Annotated in this window: 13 protein-coding genes; 8 read left to right on the forward strand and 5 right to left on the reverse strand. The window is 61.2% G+C overall.

Features of this window, described 5'->3' with window-relative positions; genetic code table 11:
• Positions 1-174: 174 nt before the first annotated feature.
• From HU730_RS03145 to HU730_RS03170, 6 genes are all read left to right on the forward strand, one after another.
• Entirely contained in the window at positions 175-1,473 is a 1,299-nt protein-coding gene (locus HU730_RS03145) for an MdtA/MuxA family multidrug efflux RND transporter periplasmic adaptor subunit (protein ID WP_054921437.1), read from the forward strand.
• Positions 1,470-4,571: an MdtB/MuxB family multidrug efflux RND transporter permease subunit gene (locus tag HU730_RS03150; protein ID WP_014718694.1), complete on the forward strand. Its 3,102-nt coding sequence runs from the start codon at positions 1,470-1,472 to the stop codon at positions 4,569-4,571. Before HU730_RS03145 ends, HU730_RS03150 begins: the two co-directional genes overlap by 4 nt.
• Positions 4,568-7,675, forward strand: coding sequence for an efflux RND transporter permease subunit (locus HU730_RS03155; RefSeq protein WP_054897446.1), 3,108 nt, complete (start codon positions 4,568-4,570; stop codon positions 7,673-7,675). Before HU730_RS03150 ends, HU730_RS03155 begins: the two co-directional genes overlap by 4 nt.
• Entirely contained in the window at positions 7,672-9,213 is a 1,542-nt protein-coding gene (locus HU730_RS03160; RefSeq protein WP_096144193.1) for an efflux transporter outer membrane subunit, read from the forward strand. The genes HU730_RS03155 and HU730_RS03160 overlap by 4 nt, the downstream gene beginning before the upstream one ends.
• 351 nt (positions 9,214-9,564) lie before the next feature.
• Positions 9,565-11,658: an EAL domain-containing protein gene (locus HU730_RS03165; RefSeq protein ID WP_096144194.1), complete on the forward strand. Its 2,094-nt coding sequence runs from the start codon at positions 9,565-9,567 to the stop codon at positions 11,656-11,658.
• A 54-nt stretch (positions 11,659-11,712) separates the two neighbouring features.
• Positions 11,713-12,459: an SDR family oxidoreductase gene (locus HU730_RS03170; protein ID WP_096144195.1), complete on the forward strand. Its 747-nt coding sequence runs from the start codon at positions 11,713-11,715 to the stop codon at positions 12,457-12,459.
• On the opposite strand, the gene mapR is transcribed toward HU730_RS03170, so the two are convergent.
• From mapR to HU730_RS03185, 3 genes are all read right to left on the reverse strand, one after another.
• A complete protein-coding gene (gene mapR, locus HU730_RS03175; protein ID WP_054898710.1) occupies positions 12,456-13,865 on the reverse strand; it encodes a GntR family transcriptional regulator MpaR in 1,410 nt (469 codons plus the stop codon). The genes HU730_RS03170 and mapR overlap by 4 nt on opposite strands.
• Positions 13,866-14,024: 159 nt before the next feature.
• On the reverse strand, positions 14,025-15,434 hold the full coding sequence (gene ccoG / locus HU730_RS03180) for a cytochrome c oxidase accessory protein CcoG (protein WP_034127668.1): 1,410 nt from the start codon (positions 15,432-15,434) through the stop codon (positions 14,025-14,027).
• A 184-nt stretch (positions 15,435-15,618) separates the two neighbouring features.
• Positions 15,619-15,858 (reverse strand): DUF3203 family protein, encoded by a 240-nt coding sequence (locus HU730_RS03185; protein ID WP_034127638.1) that lies wholly within the window; start codon positions 15,856-15,858, stop codon positions 15,619-15,621.
• Between the two features lie 123 nt (positions 15,859-15,981).
• Between HU730_RS03185 and HU730_RS03190 the strand changes: the two genes are divergently transcribed.
• On the forward strand, positions 15,982-16,479 hold the full coding sequence (locus HU730_RS03190; RefSeq protein WP_186526806.1) for an MgtC/SapB family protein: 498 nt from the start codon (positions 15,982-15,984) through the stop codon (positions 16,477-16,479).
• A 6-nt stretch (positions 16,480-16,485) separates the two neighbouring features.
• Here HU730_RS03190 and HU730_RS03195 read toward each other — a convergent pair whose 3' ends face one another.
• Together HU730_RS03195 and HU730_RS03200 are read right to left on the reverse strand one after the other, a co-directional pair.
• Complete coding sequence (locus HU730_RS03195) at positions 16,486-17,523, reverse strand: M10 family metallopeptidase C-terminal domain-containing protein (RefSeq protein ID WP_034127636.1); 1,038 nt, start codon at positions 17,521-17,523, stop codon at positions 16,486-16,488.
• A 184-nt stretch (positions 17,524-17,707) separates the two neighbouring features.
• A complete protein-coding gene (locus HU730_RS03200; RefSeq protein WP_167514236.1) occupies positions 17,708-17,866 on the reverse strand; it encodes a hypothetical protein in 159 nt (52 codons plus the stop codon).
• Positions 17,867-18,069: 203 nt separating this feature from the next.
• Between HU730_RS03200 and HU730_RS03205 the strand changes: the two genes are divergently transcribed.
• Entirely contained in the window at positions 18,070-20,058 is a 1,989-nt protein-coding gene (locus tag HU730_RS03205; RefSeq protein WP_060764637.1) for an alpha-1,4-glucan--maltose-1-phosphate maltosyltransferase, read from the forward strand.
• Positions 20,059-20,062 lie beyond the last annotated feature (4 nt).

Consider the following 20,062-nt stretch of genomic DNA (forward strand, 5'->3'; position numbering starts at 1 on the left):
TGGCCTAGTCCAGGCCGTTTTTATTTGAGCGTCAGCGGTTTAGCGAAATAGCCGGTGGACTAAGATCAGAAGTTAAACGTTGTAAGCCCAAAGTAAATAGCCGGTAAAGGTGCTTTTCTTAAGGCCCCCCAGTGCTTATCTTTCAGCCTCCCAAAGTAGAAGCTCTCGCGCCCAATGGTTGATCACTCCATGCAATCCTCCCCCCGCAACTCCCGCCGCTGGCTGTTTGGCCTGCTCGTGCTGCTGGTTATCGCCGGCCTGTGCTGGAAATTCTGGCCCAGCGGCGCGGCCCATAAAGACGCTCCGGCCGGGCACACGGGTAAAACCGGCATGGCGCGCCCGGGCTTCGGCGGGTCCACTGGCCCAGTGCCGGTGCGCGTGGCCCCTGCAGTGCTGGGTGAGTTCCCGGTGTACTACAAGGCGCTGGGTACGGTCACGGCGCTGAACACCATTAATGTGCGCAGCCGGGTGGGCGGCGAGCTGGTCAAGATCGCCTTCGAGGAAGGGCAAATGGTCAAGGCCGGTGACCTGCTGGCAGAAATCGACCCGCGCAGCTACCAGAACGCCTTGCTCCAGGCCCAGGGCACCTTGCTGCAGAACCAGGCCCAGTTGAAGAACGCCCAGGTCGATGTACAGCGTTATCGCGACCTGTACGCCCAGGACAGTATCGCCAAGCAAACCCTGGACACCGCCGAAGCGCTGGTGTTGCAGTACCAGGGCACGGTCAAGACCAACCAGGGCGCGGTGGACGACGCAAAGCTCAACCTGGAATTCACCAAAATCCGCGCGCCCATCAGCGGCCGGGTCGGTTTGCGCCAGCTTGACGTCGGCAACCTCGTCGCCGCCAACGACACCACCGCCCTGGCGGTAATCACCCAGACCCAGCCAATCAGCGTGGCCTTCACCCTGCCGGAAAATACCTTGGAAACCGTGCTGGCTCGTTACCACGCCGGTAACAAGTTGCCCGTGGAAGCCTGGGACCGTGGCGACGTGAAAAAGCAGGCAGTCGGTGTACTGCAAAGCCTGGACAACCAGATTGACGTCACCACCGGCACCCTGAAATTCAAGGCGCGTTTCGATAACAAGGACCAGGCGCTGTTCCCCAACCAGTTCGTCAATGTGCACCTGCTGGCCGATACCTTGAAGAACGTGGTGCTGGCGCCATCTGCGGCGATCCAGTTCGGCAACAATGGCACCTTTGTCTACAAGCTCGACGGCGACAAGAAGGTCAAGGTCCAGCCCTTGGTGGTAGGTGACACCGATGGCGAAAACACCGTGATCAAGGAAGGCCTGGTCGCTGGCGACCGCGTGGTGCTGGAAGGCACCGACCGCCTCAAGGACGGCAGCGAGATCGAAGTGGTCAACGCCAGCAGCGAGGTGCCGACCACGCCGACCGAGCACCTGCAAGGCAAGCCCGCAGCGAAAGGGGAGACCGGGGCTGACGCCGGCAAGGCGCAAAAGGTCGGTTCATGAACCTGTCGCGCCTGTTCATCCTTCGCCCGGTCGCCACCACGCTGAGCATGCTGGCCATTGTCCTGGCCGGCATCATTTCGTACCGCCTGCTGCCGGTGTCGGCGTTGCCCCAGGTGGATTACCCGACTATCCGGGTGATGACCCTGTACCCCGGCGCCAGCCCCGATGTGATGACCAGCGCGGTCACCGCACCGCTGGAGCGCCAGTTCGGGCAGATGCCCGGCCTGACCCAGATGGCCTCTACCAGCTCCGGCGGCGCCTCGGTGCTGACCCTGCGTTTCAACCTCGACATCAATATGGATGTGGCCGAGCAACAGGTGCAGGCCGCGATCAACGCCGCCACCAACCTGTTGCCCAAGGATCTGCCGGCGCCGCCGGTGTACAACAAGGTCAACCCGGCGGATACCCCGGTGCTGACCCTGGCAATCACCTCCAAGACCATGTTGCTGCCCAAGCTCAATGATTTGGTCGACACACGCATGGCGCAGAAAATCGCGCAGATCAGCGGTGTCGGCATGGTCAGCATTGCCGGTGGCCAGCGCCAGGCCGTGCGTATCAAGGTCAACCCCGAGGCCCTGGCGGCCAATGGCTTGAACCTCTCGGACGTACGCGCCCTGATCGCCGCCTCCAACGTCAACCAGCCCAAAGGTAACTTTGACGGCCCCACCCGCGTGTCGATGCTCGACGCCAACGACCAACTGGTCTCGCCCGAGCAATACGCCGAACTGATCCTGGCCTACAACAATGGCGCTCCGCTGCGGCTCAAGGATGTCGCGCAGATCGTCGACGGCGCCGAAAACGAGCGCCTTGCCGCCTGGGCCAACGAGAACCAGGCCGTGTTGCTCAATATCCAGCGCCAGCCGGGCGCCAACGTGATCGAGGTGGTAGACCGTATCAAGGCCCTGCTGCCGAGCATCACCGACAACCTGCCGGCCGGCCTGGACGTGACGGTGCTCACCGACCGCACCCAGACCATCCGCGCTTCGGTCAAAGACGTGCAACACGAGCTTCTGATCGCCATCGCTCTGGTGGTCATGGTGACGTTCCTGTTCCTGCGCCGGGTCAGCGCCACGATCATTCCGTCCATCGCCGTGCCGCTGTCCCTGGTGGGCACCTTTGGTGTGATGTACCTGGCCGGATTCTCCATCAATAACCTGACGCTGATGGCCCTGACCATCGCCACCGGGTTTGTGGTGGACGACGCCATCGTGATGCTGGAGAACATTTCGCGCTATATCGAGGAAGGCGAGACGCCGATGGCAGCCGCGCTCAAGGGCGCCAAGCAGATTGGTTTCACCCTGGTGTCCCTGACGCTGTCGTTGATCGCGGTATTGATCCCGTTGCTGTTCATGGCCGATGTGGTCGGGCGGCTGTTCCGTGAGTTCGCCATCACCCTGGCAGTGGCGATCCTGATTTCCCTGGTAGTCTCCCTGACCCTCACGCCCATGATGTGTGCGCGCCTGCTTAAGCGCGAACCCAAGGAAGAAGAGCAGGGCCGCTTCTACAAAGCCAGCGGCGCCTGGATTGATTGGCTGATCGAAGCCTACGGCCGCAAGCTGCAATGGGTGCTCAAGCACCAGCCGCTGACGTTGCTGGTGGCGATCGCCACCCTGGGGCTTACGGTGGTGCTGTACCTGGTGGTGCCCAAGGGCTTTTTCCCGGTGCAGGACACCGGGGTGATCCAGGGTATTTCCGAGGCGCCGCAGTCGATTTCCTTTGCGGCCATGAGCCAGCGCCAGCAGGAACTGGCGAAGATCATTCTCGCCGACCCTGCGGTCGAGAGCCTGTCGTCCTACATTGGCGTGGATGGCGATAACGCCACCCTCAACAGCGGCCGCTTGCTCATCAACCTCAAGGCTCACGGCCAGCGCGACTTGAGCGCAGCCGAGGTCATCACCCGCCTGCAACCGCAGATCGACAAGCTGGTGGGCATCCGCCTGTTCATGCAACCGGTGCAGGACCTCACCATCGAGGACAGGGTCAGCCGTACCCAGTACCAGTTCAGCATGTCCTCCCCGGACGCCGAGTTGTTGGCGTTATGGAGCGGCAAGCTGGTACACGCCCTCAGCCAGTTGCCGGAACTCACCGACGTGGCCAGTGACCTGCAGGACAAAGGCTTGCAGGTGTACCTGGTGATCGACCGCGACGCGGCCTCGCGCCTGGGCGTAAGTGTCTCGACCATCACCGATGCGCTGTATGACGCCTTCGGCCAGCGCCAGATCTCCACCATCTACACCCAGGCCAGCCAGTATCGAGTGGTGTTGCAGGCCCAGTCCGGCGAAACCCTCGGCCCGGCGGCCCTCAACCAGATCCATGTGAAAACCACTGACGGTGGTCAGGTACGGCTGTCGAGCCTGGCCCATGTGGAACAGCGCCAGGCGCAATTGGCAATTGCCCATATCGGCCAGTTCCCGGCGGTGATGATGTCGTTCAACCTGGCGCCCGGCGTAGCGTTGGGCAAAGGCGTGGAGCTGATCAACCAGACCCAGAAGGACATCGGCATGCCGGTGGGCGTGCAAACCCAGTTCCAGGGCGCGGCCCAGGCGTTCGAAGCCTCGTTGTCGAGCACCTTGCTGTTGATCCTGGCGGCGGTAGTCACCATGTACATCGTGCTCGGTGTGCTCTATGAGAGCTACATCCACCCGATCACTATCCTATCGACCTTGCCGTCGGCGGCGGTGGGGGCCTTGCTGGCGTTGCTGCTCAGTGGCAATGACCTGGGCATGATCGCGATCATCGGCATCATCCTGCTGATCGGTATCGTGAAAAAGAACGCGATCATGATGATCGACTTCGCCCTCGACGCCGAACGCAACCAGGGCCTGGACCCCCAGACCGCTATCTACCAGGCCGCGCTGTTGCGCTTCCGGCCAATCCTGATGACGACCCTGGCTGCCTTGTTCGGCGCGGTGCCTTTGATGCTAGCGAGCGGCTCCGGCGCCGAACTGCGCCAGCCCCTGGGCCTGGTGATGGTCGGCGGGTTGCTGGTGAGCCAGGTGTTGACGCTGTTCACCACGCCGGTGATCTACCTGTATTTCGATCGTCTTGGCCGGCGCTGGCGCAAAGAGCCACAACGCCTGGAGCCGGTTGAGCCATGAACCTGTCCGGACCTTTCATCCGCCGGCCGGTCGCGACCATGCTGCTGAGCCTGGCGATCATGTTGCTCGGTGGCGTCAGCTTCAATTTGTTGCCGGTGTCGCCATTGCCGCAGATCGACTTTCCGGTGATCGTGGTGTCGGCCAGCTTGCCCGGCGCCAGCCCCGAGGTGATGGCGTCTACGGTGGCCACGCCGCTGGAGCGCTCATTCGGCGCGATTGCCGGTATCACCACCATGAGCAGCTCGTCGAGCCAGGGCTCTACCCGGGTGATTCTGGCGTTCGATTCCGACCGCGACATCAACGGGGCGGCGCGGGAAGTGCAGGCGGCCATCAACGCGTCGCGCAACCTGCTGCCCAGTGGCATGCGCAGCATGCCCACCTACAAGAAGATCAACCCGTCCCAGGCGCCGATCATGGTGCTGTCGCTGACCTCCGACGTGTTGCAGAAAGGCCAGTTGTACGACCTGGCCTCGACCATTCTGTCCCAGAGCCTGTCCCAGGTGCCGGGTGTGGGCGAAGTGCAGATCGGCGGCAGTTCGCTGCCGGCGGTGCGCATCGAACTGGAACCCAAGGCCCTCGATCAGTACGGCGTCGCCCTGGACGATGTGCGCAACACCATCGCCAATGCCAACCAGCGCCGGCCCAAAGGCTCGCTGGAAGACAGCGAGCGCAATTGGCAGATCCAGGCCAACGATCAGCTGGAGAAAGCCAAGGATTATGAGCCCCTGCTGATTCGCTATCAGGATGGCGCAGCCCTGCGTCTCAAGGACGTGGCGAAGATCACCGATGGGGTGGAAGACCGCTACAACAGCGGTTTCTTCAACAATGATTCGGCGGTGTTGCTGGTGATCAACCGCCAGTCCGGCGCCAACATCATCGAAACCGTGCGGCAGATCAAGGCGCAGTTGCCGGCGTTGCAGGCGGTGTTGCCGTCCAGCGTCAAGCTCAGCCTGGCCATGGACCGCTCGCCAGTGATCACTGCCACCCTGCATGAGGCGGAAATGACCCTGCTGATTGCCGTGGGGCTGGTGATCCTGGTGGTGTACCTGTTCTTGGGTAACTTCCGTGCTTCGCTGATCCCGACCCTGGCGGTGCCGGTGTCGCTGGTGGGCACCTTTGCGGTGATGTACCTGTATGGCTTTTCGCTGAATAACTTTTCGCTGATGGCGCTGATCCTCGCCACCGGTTTGGTCGTGGACGATGCCATCGTGGTGCTGGAGAACATTTCCCGGCACATCGACGAGGGCGTGCCACCGATGAAAGCCGCCTACCTGGGCGCCCAGGAAGTGGGCTTTACCTTGCTGTCGATGAACGTGTCGCTGGTGGCGGTGTTCCTGTCGATCCTGTTCATGGGCGGCATTGTTACCAACCTGTTCCGCGAGTTTTCCATCACCTTGTCGGCGGCGATCATCGTCTCGCTGATTGTCTCGCTGACCTTGACACCCATGCTGTGCGCTCGCTGGTTGAAGCCGCATGTGAAGGACCGGCAGACCGGTTTGCAGCGCTGGAGCCAGAAGATCAACGAGCGCATGGTCGCCGGCTACGCCACCAGCCTGGATTGGGTGCTGCGCCATCGGCGCCTGACCTTGCTCAGCCTGTTCGTCACCGTGGGCGTGAATATCGCGCTGTACGTGGTGGTGCCCAAAACCTTCATGCCCCAGCAGGACACCGGCCAGTTGATCGGCTTTGTGCGCGGTGACGATGGCCTGTCGTTCAGCGTCATGCAGCCGAAGATGGAGATCTTTCGCCAGGCGGTGCTCAAGGACCCGGCGGTGCTCAGTGTGGCCGGCTTTATCGGTGGCAACCAAGGCACTAACAACGCAGTGATGCTGGTGCGCCTCAAGCCGCTTGGCGAACGCAAGATCTCCGCCCAGGCGGTGATCGAACGCCTGCGCAAGGAGGTGCCGCTGGTGCCGGGCGGGCGCTTGTTCCTCATGGCCGACCAGGACCTGCAGTTCGGGGGCGGCCGCGACCAGACCAGCGCGCAATATTCCTACATCCTGCAAAGCGGCGACCTGGCCGCGTTGCGCCTGTGGTACCCGAAAGTGGTGGCGGCGATGCGTGAGTTGCCGGAGCTGACCGCCATCGACGCCCGCGAAGGCCGCGGTGCGGCCCAGGTGACGTTGATTGTCGACCGCGACCAGGCCAAGCGCCTGGGCATCGACATGGACATGGTCACGGCGGTGCTCAACAACGCCTACAGCCAACGGCAGATTTCCACCATTTACGACAGCCTCAACCAGTACCAGGTGGTGATGGAGGTCAACCCAAAATACGCCCAGGACCCGATCACCCTCAACCAGGTGCAGGTGATCACGGCCGACGGCGCACGGGTGCCGTTGTCGACCATTGCCCACTATGAGAACAGCCTGGCCGACGACCGCGTCAGCCATGAAGGCCAGTTCGCTTCGGAGAATATCGCCTTCGACATGGCGCCCGGGGTCACGGTGGAGCAGGGCACGGCGGCTATCGAGCGTGCGATTGCCAAAGTCGGGTTGCCCGAGGATGTAATCGCCAAGATGGCCGGCACTGCCGATGCGTTCGCCGCGACCCAGAAAGGCCAGCCGTTCATGATTCTCGGCGCGCTGGTGGCGGTGTACCTGGTGCTGGGTATCTTGTATGAAAGCTACATCCACCCGCTGACCATCCTGTCTACGCTGCCGTCGGCCGGTGTCGGTGCGTTGTTGGCGATCTACCTGCTCGGGGGCGAGTTCAGCCTGATCTCGCTGCTGGGTTTGTTCCTGTTGATCGGCGTGGTGAAGAAGAACGCGATCCTGATGATCGACCTGGCGCTGCAATTGGAGCGCAACGATGGCATGAGCCCGCTGGAGTCGATCCGCAGCGCCTGCCTGTTGCGCCTGCGGCCGATCCTGATGACCACCCTGGCCGCGATCCTCGGTGCCTTGCCGTTGCTGCTCGGCAGTGGCGATGGTGCGGAGATGCGCCACCCGTTGGGCCTGACCATTATTGGCGGCCTGGTGTTCAGCCAGGTTCTGACCCTTTACACCACCCCGGTGGTTTACCTTTACCTGGACCGCGCGCGCCATCGCTTCAACGCCTGGCGCGGCGTGCGTACCGATGCTGCCCTGGACACTGCGCTATGACCGACCCAACCAACGCCCCTGCAACCCCTGTAGGAGCGAGCTTGCTCGCGAAGAACGCCCATGCGCCGCGCTCATCCAGAATGAACGCGTTATCGTTGACGGCTTTCGCGAGCAAGCTCGCTCCTACAGTGGGCCTGGCTATGTTGCTCAGCGCCTGCGCCATCGGCCCTGACTACAAACGCCCGGACGTCATCGAGCCGGTGCAGTTCAAGGAGGCCCAGGGCTGGCGCCAGGCCAACCCGAGCGACTCCCTGGCCCGCGGCGCCTGGTGGGAGCTGTACGGTGACCGACAACTCAATGACCTGGTGGTGCGCCTCAACGCGTCCAACCAGACCGTCGCCCAGGCCGAAGCGCGTTTTCGCCAGGCACAGGCGCTGGTACGCAGCTCACGGGGGGCCTTTTACCCCAGCGTTGACCTGAGCGTCGGCAAGACCCGCGCCAGCCAGGGCACCGGCAGCAGCAGTGCCAGCCTCAGCAGTTCCAGCAGCGGTATCCGCGACACCCTCAACGCCCAGTTGGGCGTGAGTTGGGAAGCCGATATCTGGGGCAAGTTGCGCCGAGGCCTGGAGGCCAACGAAGCCAGCGCCGAGGCGAGCTCCGCGGACTTGGCCGCGATGCGCCTCAGCCAACAATCGGAACTGGTGCAGAGCTACCTGCAACTGCGCGTCATGGACGAACAGACGCGCCTGCTGCAGGCCACGCTGGACACGTACCAGCGCTCGTTGAAAATGACCGAAAACCAATACCGTGCCGGTGTGGCTGGCAAGGATGCCATCGCCCAGGCGCAAACCCAGCTCAAGACCACTCAGGCCAGCCTGATCGATCTGATCTGGCAGCGTGCCCAATTGGAAAACGCCATCGCCGTACTGATCGGTGAGGCGCCAGCCAACTTCAACTTGGCGGTGAGCAAAGACATCCCGGCCCTGCCGCAGATACCGGTGAGCCTGCCGTCCCAGTTGCTGGAGCGTCGCCCCGATATCGCCTCGGCCGAGCGCTCGGTCATCGCCGCCAACGCAAATATTGGCGTGGCCAAGGCTGCCTATTACCCCGACCTGACCTTGAGCTTGGCGGGGGGCTACTCCAGCAGCACCTATGAAGATTGGATCAGCCTGCCAAACCGCTTCTGGTCGGTAGGGCCGAAACTGGCGATGACCCTGTTCGATGGCGGCCAGCGCTCGGCGGAAGTCGACCGCACCGAGGCCAGCTATGACGAGACCGTGGCCAAATACCGCCAGACCGTGCTGGACGGTTTCCGCGAGGTGGAAAACTACATGGTCCAGCTCAAGGTGCTCGCCGATGAGGCGGTGGTCAGCAATGAAGCACTGGAAGCCGCGCGCGAATCCTTGCGCTTGACCGAAAACCAGTACAAGGCCGGGTTGATTGCCTATCTGGATGTGGTCACGGTGCAGGCGACGGCATTGAGCAACGAGCGCACGGTATTGACCTTGCTGCAGTCGCGGCTGGTGGCCAGTGTGCAGTTGATCGCAGCATTGGGCGGAGGCTGGGATGGCCAGACCTCCCTGGCCGAAAAGGAGTAACCGGATACGCCGCGCATCCTGTGGGATGCAAAATCAAATGTGTGGGCAAGCCCCAATGCCAGTCAGTCAAGCACAGTACCCTGTGGGAGCTGGCTTGCCTGCGAAAGCGTTAGTGCAGTAGCCGGTGACTGACACACCGTCTTCGCGAGCAAGCCCGCTCCCACAGTGGATCTGCGCAAGCCCCGCACATTTTGACGTTGAAAACAGCCAGATAAAGCCAGCCGATTGACGCCAGAAATTGCGTGATGGCCAATGGATTAATTAATCACCTGTCCTGTATTCATACTCGCTACAATCGCCCGATTTGCCACCCGGCACGGGCTTTTGCGCCGGTCGCCTGCGAGACGTCCCATGCTGATCGGTAGCTATTCAACCTCCCTTGTCGTGATTTCCCTGTGCGTGGCCATCCTGGCGTCCTACACCGCCTTGGACCTGGCCGGGCGTATCGCGACCGCCAAGGGGCGTGCCGTTTACCTGTGGATCACGGGGGGCGCAGTGGCGATGGGCGTCGGCATCTGGTCCATGCACTTTATCGGGATGTTGGCCCTGCGCCTGCCGTTTGCCCTTGGGTTTGAGGTAGGCATTACCCTGTTGTCGCTGTTGATCGCCGTGCTATCCAGTGGCTTCGCGTTATGGCTGGTCAGCCAGCCACGCTTGCCGGCCTGGCAACTGGCGTTTGGCGCACTGGTGATGGGGGCCGGTATCGCCAGCATGCATTACACCGGCATGGCCGCGATGCGCATGACGCCGGGCATCGACTACGACCCGGCCTTGTTCGGCGCTTCGTTGTTGATCGCGGTGGTGGCTTCCGGCGCCGCGCTGTGGATCGCCTTCAACCTGCGGCGCAACACACCTTATGTGCGTCTGGCTCGGGGCGGCGCAGCCGTGGTGATGGGCGTGGCCATCGTTGGGATGCACTACACCGGGATGGCTGCGGCGCGCTTTGCCGATGACAGCTTCTGCGGTGCCGCACTGACAGGCCTGAGCGGCAAGGGCCTGGATAACCTGGTCTTGGTCACTTCGCTGGCGGTATTGGTCATTGCGCTGTTGACGTCGGTGCTGGATGCGCGCCTGGAAGCGCGCACCGCCGTACTCGCCGATTCCCTGACCCTGGCCAATCAGGAACTTACCCACCTGGCCCTGCATGACATGCTCACCGGCCTGCCCAATCGCACGTTGTTGGCTGATCGCATTCAACAAGGCATCCAGGCGGTGCACGAGCGAGGCGGTTGTTTTGCCTTGATGTTTATCGACCTGGATGGTTTCAAACCGGTCAACGATGCCTTTGGTCATCACCTGGGCGACCAGTTGCTGCGCGAAGTTGGCTTGCGCCTGCGCGAGGACTTGCGCAGCCAGGATACCTTGGCCCGCATCGGCGGCGATGAGTTCGTGTTGCTGGTGCAACTCACCCAGCCCGATGATGCGATGGGCTTGGCCGAGCGCCAGGTGGGCCTGATCAACCGCACGTTCACGGTGGCCGAGCATGAGTTGCAGATCTCGGCCAGCATCGGTATCGCCATGTTCCCGGGCAACGGTAGCAACCCCCAGGAACTGCTGATGAACGCCGACGCGGCGATGTATCACGCCAAGGGCATGGGCAAGAATGGCTACAGCTTCTTCGATGTGTCGATGAACACCAACGCGCGCAAACAACTTCAATTGCTGCAGGACCTGCGCATTGCCCTTGAGCAGGGGCAATTTCGTTTGCATTACCAACCCAAGTTCGACGCCGTCAGCGGTCTTGCTGTGGGGGCCGAGGCGCTGTTGCGCTGGGAGCATCCGCATCAGGGCTTGCTGATGCCCGCTACGTTTATTGCACTGGCGGAGAAAACCGGGCTGATCATTCCCATCGGCGAATGGGTGCTCGATGAAGCTTGTCGCCAGATGAGTCAGTGGTACGCACAGGGTTATGAGCACTGGCGCATTGCCGTAAACCTCTCGGCGTTGCAGTTCTGCCACGCCGGGTTGGTCAACAGCGTAGCGGCTGCACTGGAACGGCACCAATTGCCGGCCAACAGCCTCACGCTGGAAATCACCGAGACCACCGCGATGAGCGATGCCGATGCGAGCATGACGGTATTGCAGCAACTGTCGGACATGGGGGTTGACCTGTCCATCGATGACTTTGGCACCGGTTACTCCAGCCTGATGTACCTCAAGCGCCTGCCGGCCAACGAGCTGAAGATCGATCGCGGTTTTGTGCGTGACCTGGAACACGACAGCGATGACGCCGCCATCGTCTCGGCCATCGTGGCCCTCGGCCAAGCCTTGGGCCTGCGGATCGTCGCCGAGGGGGTAGAAACCGATGTGCAGCAGCACTTCCTCACCCGCCTGGGGTGTGACTCCTTGCAAGGTTACTTGTTGGGGCACCCACTGCCGGCCGATAGCTTCATGGCGAATATCCGGGGCGCTGAACAGGCGGCGCCTGACAAAAGCAGTCTGTGACAGGTATTCTTGGATCCAACCCTGAACATCCGGTTGAATCGGGAGACCGCAGTTATGGACAAAGTCGTCATCATCACCGGGGGCAGTCGTGGAATCGGCGCCCAGACGGCCTTGCTCGCCGCTCGCCAAGGCTATCGCATCTGCATCAACTACCAGTCTGATGAAGACGCTGCCCTGCGTGTACTGGATCAGGTTCGCGCGCTGGGTGCCCAGGCGATTGCCGTGCGGGCCGATGTCAGCAGCGAGGATGAAGTGATCGCTCTGTTCAATCGCGTTGATACGGAACTGGGCCGGGTCACCGCGCTGGTGAATAACGCCGGCACCGTGGGGCATAAGTCGCGGGTCGATGAGATGTCCGAGTTTCGTATCCTCAAAATCCTCAAGACCAATGTGCTGGGCCCGATCCTGTGTGCCAAACACGCGGTATTGCACATGTCGCCCCGGCATGGAGGGCAGGGAGGCAGTATCGTCAACGTGTCGTCGGTGGCGGCGCGGCTGGGCTCGCCGGGAGAGTATGTCGACTACGCGGCCTCCAAGGGGGCGCTGGACACCTTTACCCTGGGGCTGTCCAAGGAGGTGGCGGGCGAGGGCATTCGCGTCAACGCCGTGCGCCCTGGCTATATCTTTACCGATTTCCATGCCCTGAGCGGCGACCCGGACCGAGTCAGCAAGCTGGAATCCGGTATCCCGATGGCGCGTGGCGGGCGCCCGGATGAAGTGGCAGAGGCGATTATCTGGTTACTGTCGGACAAGGCATCGTATTCCACCGGAACGTTTATCGACTTGGGCGGCGGCCGTTAAAACGAGCGCACGATCCGCCCTAGTGTCTCCATGGCCTTTTCCGACGCCTCGTTCCAAGGGCTTCCGTAATTCAGGCGAATGCAGTTTCTGAAGCGCTGAGTGGCGGAAAAGATCGGCCCCGGCGCAATGCTGATGCCCTGGGCCAGAGCCATCTGGAACAATTTCAGCGAGTCGGTCTGCTCCGGCAGTTCCAACCACAAAAAATAGCCTCCCGCCGGCTGGCTGACCCGTGTTTGCGCCGGAAAATAACGCGCGATGGCCGCCAGCATGGCGCTCTGCTGTTCTTCCAGGGCGTAGCGCAGTTTGCGCAGGTGCCGGTCATAGCCGCCGTGTTGCAGGTAGTCGGCAATCGCCGCCTGCGCCGGCATTGATGGGCACAATGAGGTCATCAGTTTCAGCCGCTCGACCTTCTGTGCGAAGCGCCCGGCGGCGACCCAGCCCACGCGGTAACCCGGTGCCAGGCTCTTGGCAAAGGAGCCACAGTGCATCACCAGCCCTTCGGTATCGAAGGCCTTGGCCGGTTTCGGGGCCTGTTGCCCGTAATACAATTCGGCGTAGACGTCATCTTCGATCAGTGGCACTTGATGGCTGCGCAGCAGTTCCACCAGCGCCTGTTTTTTCTCTTCAGGCAACGTGGCGCCCATGGGGTTCTGGAAGCTGGTCATGGTCCAGCAGGCCTTGATCGGATAGCGCTCAAGGCTTTGGGCCAGGGCGTTCAGGTCAATACCGTCGCGCGGGTGCACCGGGATCTCCACAGCCTTGAGCTTCAGGCGTTCAAGCACTTGCAAACAGGCGTAGAACGCCGGCGCTTCGATGGCGACCAGGTCGCCCGGTTCGGTCACGGCCTGCAGGCACAGGTTGAGTGCTTCGAGGGCGCCGTTGGTGATCAGCAACTCCTCCATCGGCAGCATCAGGCCGCCGACCATATAGCGCAGGGCAATCTGGCGGCGCAGTTGTGGGTTGCCTGGCGACATGTCGGTGACCACCAGGCGTGGGTCCATGTCGCGGCTGGCACTGGCCAGGGAGCGCGCCAGGCGCGGCAGCGGGAACAGCATGGGGCTGGGGAAGGCCGAGCCGAAGGGCACGGTGTTGGGGTCTTTGATCGAGTCCAGTACCGAGAACACCAGCTCACTAACGCCCACATCGGTGGACTCATGCACCTGCTCACTCACCACCGGCTCGGAAAACGGGCTCGGCGCGTGGGTGTTGACGAAGTAGCCAGAACGCGGGCGCGCCCTGATCAGGCCACGACGCTCCAGCAAGTAATAGGCCTGGAATACCGTGGACGGGCTGACGCCGTAGGCCTGGCTGGCATAGCGTACCGATGGTACGCGCTGGCCGGGGCCGAGGACGCCGGAGCGGATCAGTTCTGCGATGTCGTCGGCAAATTTTTCGTAGCGTTTCATGGCGGCCTGATTAGCTTTTTGAATGTGTATGCAGGGCGAACTGTAGGAGCGAGCTTGCTCGCGAAAAACGTCAACGATAACGTGTGTTTCCTGAATGAACGCGGCGACGGTGAGTTTTTCGCGAGCAAGCTCGCTCCTACAGTTGATCTCTATCGTTGTTCAGCGATTCAAGGGCGCAACGAAGCGGCTGTCAGCAGCGGTATAAATCCAAGGCTCATCCACATCAGTGACTTTAAAACGCAGGGTTTGAGAGCTGCTGGCCGGTGTGTCCGCCAGCAACGCTACCGACACCGGTATATCGACAATTTCCCCGGCAGCCAGACTGACCTGGGTCTTGCCTTGCAGCTGGAACCCCTCGGCATCCACCAGTTCCAGGCGGTAGTCCTGGCGCTGCTGGGTCTTGTTGATCACCTTGAGGCTGTAGATGTTTTCGATCAAGCCCTGGCTGTTTTCACGGAACATGCCTCGGTCTTTGGTCACATCCAGCGACACCATCGGCCGTTCAATCAGCGCTACCACCAACGCCGCGATCATCACCAGCAGCACGGCACTGTAGCCGATCAGGCGCGGCCTGAGCAGGTGGGTCTTGCCACCTTGCAATTGATGCTCACTGGTGTAACTGACCAAGCCACGGGCATAGCCCATTTTGTCCATGATCGAATCACAGGCGTCGATGCAGGCCGCACAACCAATGCATTCCATTTGCAGGCCGTCGCGGATGTCGATGCCCGTGGGGCAAACCTGAACGCACAGCTGGCAATCGATGCAATCGCCAAGGCCAACCTCGGCTGGCTGCACGTCACGTTTACGCGGGCCACGATGCTCGCCGCGGGTGGTGTCGTAGGAAATGGTCAGGGTGTCCTTATCAAACATTACGCTCTGGAACCGTGCATAGGGGCACATGTGCATGCACACCGCTTCGCGTAGCCAGCCGGCATTGATGTAGGTAGCGCCCGTGAAAAACAGCACCCAGAACAGGCTCACCCCACCGATCTGCCACGTCAACAGTTCGGCGGCCAAGGGACGGATCGGGGTGAAGTAGCCCACAAACGTCAGCCCGGTCAACACACTGATACCCAGCCACAATGTGTGCTTGGCCGAGCGCCTCGCCAGCTTATTCAGGCTCCAGGGGGCGGCCTGAAGTTTGATGCGCTGGTTGCGCTCACCTTCGGTCACCTTCTCGCACCACATGAACAGCCAGGTGAACGAGCTTTGCGGGCAGGTGTAGCCGCACCATACGCGGCCGGCAAACACCGTGATCGCGAAGAGGCCGAAGGCGCAGATGATCAACAGCGCCGAGAGCAGGATGAAGTCCTGGGGCCAGAACGTCGCACCAAAAATGTGGAACTTGCTCTCGGCCAGGTCCCACAGTACGGCTTGGCGCCCACCCCAGTTCAGCCACACGGTGCCGAAAAAAGCCAGGAACAGCAGGCCGGCACCGCCCACTCGCAGGGTGCGAAACAAGCCGGTAAAGCTGCGGGTATGGATCAGGTTGTCGCTGGATTTGGCCTTCACTTTCTTGGGGTGAATGGGCTCAAAGGTTTCCACGGTTGGGATTCGTTCGCTCATGGTCATTCGCTCATCAGCCTCCATCAGGCCGACGAACTATGGGCGACAGACTGTTTGCATAACAGACTCAGGTGGCGTGATAAAAAGCGGATCAGATCAGCTTGAAGCGTTCTTGTGCGTCAATCTGCTGCACCCCATGGGCATAGGGGTGCAGGGGTTAAGCGGGTCTGATGATGCAGATCAATTAAATCACCGAACCAGGTTGGTCCGCCTTTACATGCTCACGGCCATCGGTTGCGCCTTCAACCGTCAGCGCGTCCGCCTCGGCTTCGGTGATGTAGATGCGCGAACCTGCCAGTTCCAGATAAGACATGGCTTTGTCGTGATCGGTCAGGATGGTCACCCGGGTGGCTGGCAGGCTTTGTTCCTGGCCATTGTCGTCGAGCGTGAAGTAGCACAGATGATTTTCGATGCGTACGGTCATGACAATCTCCGTTTTGTGGGCTATGCAGCGTTAGGCGGCCGCCATGCGCACGGGTTCCAGGCAACTGACTGGCGGTCTGCGCTGTCCATCCTTTATCTATCCATAATAAAAAGGAGCGCATCCATGGAGGCCTGGTGGCATCTGGCGTGGCAAACCCTGCAAGCCGAATTCGCAGACCTTGGCGATGCCCGGCAACTCACCCAAGTGACCGTGCGCCTGCTGATCGCGGCGATCCTCGGCGGCATCCTGGGGTTTGAGCGTGAACACAAGGGCAAGGCGGCCGGAGTGCGCACCCATATGCTGGTGGCGCTTGGCGCCGCGCTATTTGTGCTGGTGCCGCAGATGTCCGGCAGCCAGGCGGATGCCATGAGCCGTGTGGTTCAAGGGGTCATCGCGGGCATTGGCTTCCTCGGCGCTGGCACCATCCTCAAGGGCAAGGAAGACGAAGAGGGCCAGCATGTAAAGGGCCTGACCACCGCGGCCGGGTTGTGGATGACCGCCGCCATTGGGGTTGCGGCGGGAATGGGGCGTGAATCGACGGCGGTGCTCAGTACGCTGCTGGCCCTGGCGGTATTCAGCGTGATGCCACGGATCGTCAAGCTGCTGGAGAAGGATGAGTGAAGGAGGTCAAGTGATGAGGTTGCCGTATCTCACCTCACCGAAGGCTTTCACCACAAAGGGCGACTCTCCCGGATTGCCGGAAATCATCACCACGCTTGTATTGTTGGCGGGGCTATAGTGAATCTGTACCTCGCTACTGGCTCCCGAGAAGTCTCCTACCAATTTCAATGGCGTGTTGCCGAGTTGATTTCTAATTGCCGATACATCGAGTTTGTCTCTGTGGTGGTCAAAATCCATCACTTGCTCAGGCGCGTCGAAACTTGATTCACGGGTATTACGGAAGGTGAAGGTCTGACCATTGTCATTCCTGAGCTTGTTGTTGTGTTTGAGGCTTTCTGCCGGGGGCGGTGGATTATCCGGTTGAGGGGGTGGGTTGCCGAGGTCCGCCTCTTTGCCGATATCGAAGAGGGCTGAAGCCAGAGGCGTACTTTGCCGCATTCGCTGTATGGCAGAAAGCTTCTCAATGCGTAGATCACGCTCGATTTGCATAGCGCAGTTGAAACCTGCCTCGGGATCAAGAGTGGAGGTGCGCTCGCGAATTTCTTCAAGGCTCAAGCCCGGGTCCTCGATATGTGAGGATCGGTCATGAATCATCTGCAGGCTTGATTGACCTAAACGCTCCTTCACATCGGTAATCAGTTTGCGCGCTTCGTCTGCATCCGGGCCGTGCAGCAAGGATTTGACGTTTTCCCTGCTTAACAGGCTTCGGATCGTGGTCACCTGCCCGGAGGTCTCGTGTGAGTTGGGCGCGCGCAGCATATTGGTAATGTTCTGCTGGCTGGTCAGCGCACGAAGTTGGGCAAGCTGGGTGGCGTCGGCACCGGCCGTCTTCGGCTCTACGTCCGCAGAGGCGGCAGGGTTGGGCAAGGTAAAGGTTTGCGGCGCCCTGGAAGGGGCGGAGGCGGGCGTGTCAGGCTCTTTCCTGCGCATGATTGCGCTTGGGCCGGCCCTGAACAGATCGTTCAGTTTTTCCCGATGATCGTTGACTGGCGGCTGTTGGATGCCGTGAACATCCGAGAACGGGGGCAGTAGTGAGGTGCGCATAGAAGGTACTCGCTTAACGGACAAGATAGTCTGCGGCCGGCAAGGGGGCGAGGCAGCGTACGGGAGACTGAATCTATCTTGTTCATCAAGAGCGGGATCTCGGTATTGTCGGTGATTGAAGTAGGAAAGCTCAGTAGCGCTTGCCCGCGATACTTTCACGGGCAAATGCTTGCGTGTCTGTGAGTCAGGCAATAACCGGCGGCATCGTCGTGGGCGGTTCCTGCACCGGTGGCGGCTGGTTTTCAGGCGGCTCCTGTTCAGGGTCGCGTTCCGGTTCGGGCGGGGGCAATGGGGGGGCGTCGATATTCGGATCTTCGGGTTCAGGGGGGATCGGGATACTCATGGGTATGGCCTCATTTGTGCTTTGCTCTGTTGGTGGACCATTGCCTGCTGGAAATGATTCCCGCCCAGGGGCGGTATATCCACCTGAACTTTTGGGCAGCGCCCAGGCTCGGACTTTAAACGGCCCAGCTCAAGGATAGCGTCGCCGTACCTGAATTCGTATCAAGCAAAGAGCGTCCAAAGGGCGTAAGGGGAAGCTGCTCGATGACTGCCGAAACACTGGTTCCAGAAGACTCCGTGCTGCCGTTGTCGCAGGCGCTGCTGCTACCCAGGATCGCGATCGAAAGCACCATGCCGGTCATCGACAACGGGGAGTTTGCCGTCAAGGCGGTGGTGGGCCAGCGGGTTCATGTCACCAGCAAAGTGTTCGCCGATGGCCACGATAAACTGGCGGTGTTGATCCGCTGGCGCGCCCTGGGAGACGAAAGCTGGCACAGCGTAGTCATGCTTGATATCGGCAACAACGGTTGGGAGGGCGCGTTTACCGTGGCCCACCAAGGCCGCCATGAGTACTGCATCGAAGCCTGGATCGATACCTTTGCCAGCTTCTGTTACGAACTGCGCAAGAAGCATGAAGCTGGCGTGCCCGTCAGCCTGGAGTTGCAGGAGGGCCGTAGCCTGGTGCTGCAGGCCGCCGAACGCAGTGACAACGAACTGCGTGACCGCTTGATGCTGTTGCACCATGAGCTTTCCGGCCTGTTGGAAACCGAGCAGGTGGCGTTGTTCCTGCACGAAGACAGTGCACACCTGATGACCCAGGCCGACCATCGCGCCTATTTGAGCGTCAGCCCCGCCTACCCGATTGACGTGGAACGTGAAGCCGCACAATTTGCCAGCTGGTACGAGCTGTTTCCCCGCTCGATCACCGACGATCCGGCGCGGCACGGCACCTTTAACGACGTGCACGCACGCTTGCCGATGATTCACGACATGGGCTTCGACGTGCTGTATTTCCCGCCGATCCACCCCATCGGCCGTAGCCACCGCAAGGGCAAGAACAACTCACTCACCGCCGGCCCTGATGATCCGGGCAGCCCCTACGCCATTGGCAGTGAGGAGGGCGGTCACGAGGCTATTCACCCTCAGTTGGGCACTCGCGATGATTTCCGCCGGTTGGTCAAGGCTGCTGCCGACCACGGCTTGGAAATCGCCCTGGATTTCGCCATCCAGTGCTCCCAGGACCACCCGTGGCTCAAACAGCATCCGGGTTGGTTCAACTGGCGCCCGGACGGCACGATCAAATACGCGGAAAATCCGCCGAAAAAGTACCAGGACATCGTCAACGTCGATTTCTATGCGGCCGATGCCATCCCCAGCCTGTGGACCGAGCTGCGTGACATCGTGGTGGGCTGGGTGGAAGAGGGCGTGAAGACTTTTCGCGTCGACAACCCGCACACCAAGCCGTTGCCGTTCTGGCAATGGCTGATCAGCGACGTGCGTGCAAAGTACCCGGAGGTGATCTTCCTCGCCGAAGCTTTCACCACACCGGCGATGATGGCGCGCCTGGGCAAGGTCGGCTATTCCCAGAGCTATACCTACTTCACCTGGCGCAACACCAAGGCTGAGCTGAGCGAGTACCTTGGCCAACTGAACCAGTCGCCCTGGCGTGAGTGCTACCGCCCGAACTTCTTCGTCAATACGCCGGACATCAACCCGGGTTTCCTGCATGAGTCCGGTCGCGCAGGCTTCCTGATCCGCGCTGCGCTGGCCACGATGGGCTCGGGCCTGTGGGGAATGTATTCGGGTTTTGAGTTATGCGAAGCCGCGCCGGTGCCGGGCAAAGAGGAATACCTGGACTCGGAGAAGTACGAAATCCGACCTCGGGACTTCACCGCGCCGGGCAACATCATCGCCGAGATCGCCCAGCTCAACCGCATCCGCCGCCAGAACCCGGCGTTACACACGCACCTGGGGCTCAAGCTCTACAACGCCTGGAACGACAACATTCTGTATTTCGGCAAGCGCAGCGAAGACGGCAGCAATTTCATTCTGGTCGCCGTCAATCTCGACCCGCACAACGTCCAGGAAGCCCACTTTGAATTGCCGCTGTGGGAGATGGGCTTGCCCGACGATGCCCAGACCCAGGGCGAAGACTTGATGAACGGCCACCGCTGGACCTGGTACGGCAAGACCCAATGGACCCGGTTGGAGCCGCAGATGCCGTTCGGGATCTGGCGCATCAGCACATCCTGAGTGC

It is taken from the genome of Pseudomonas sp. SWRI22 (assembly GCF_014268395.2).
In the GTDB taxonomy this organism is placed as follows: Bacteria; Pseudomonadota; Gammaproteobacteria; order Pseudomonadales; family Pseudomonadaceae; genus Aquipseudomonas; species Aquipseudomonas paracarnis.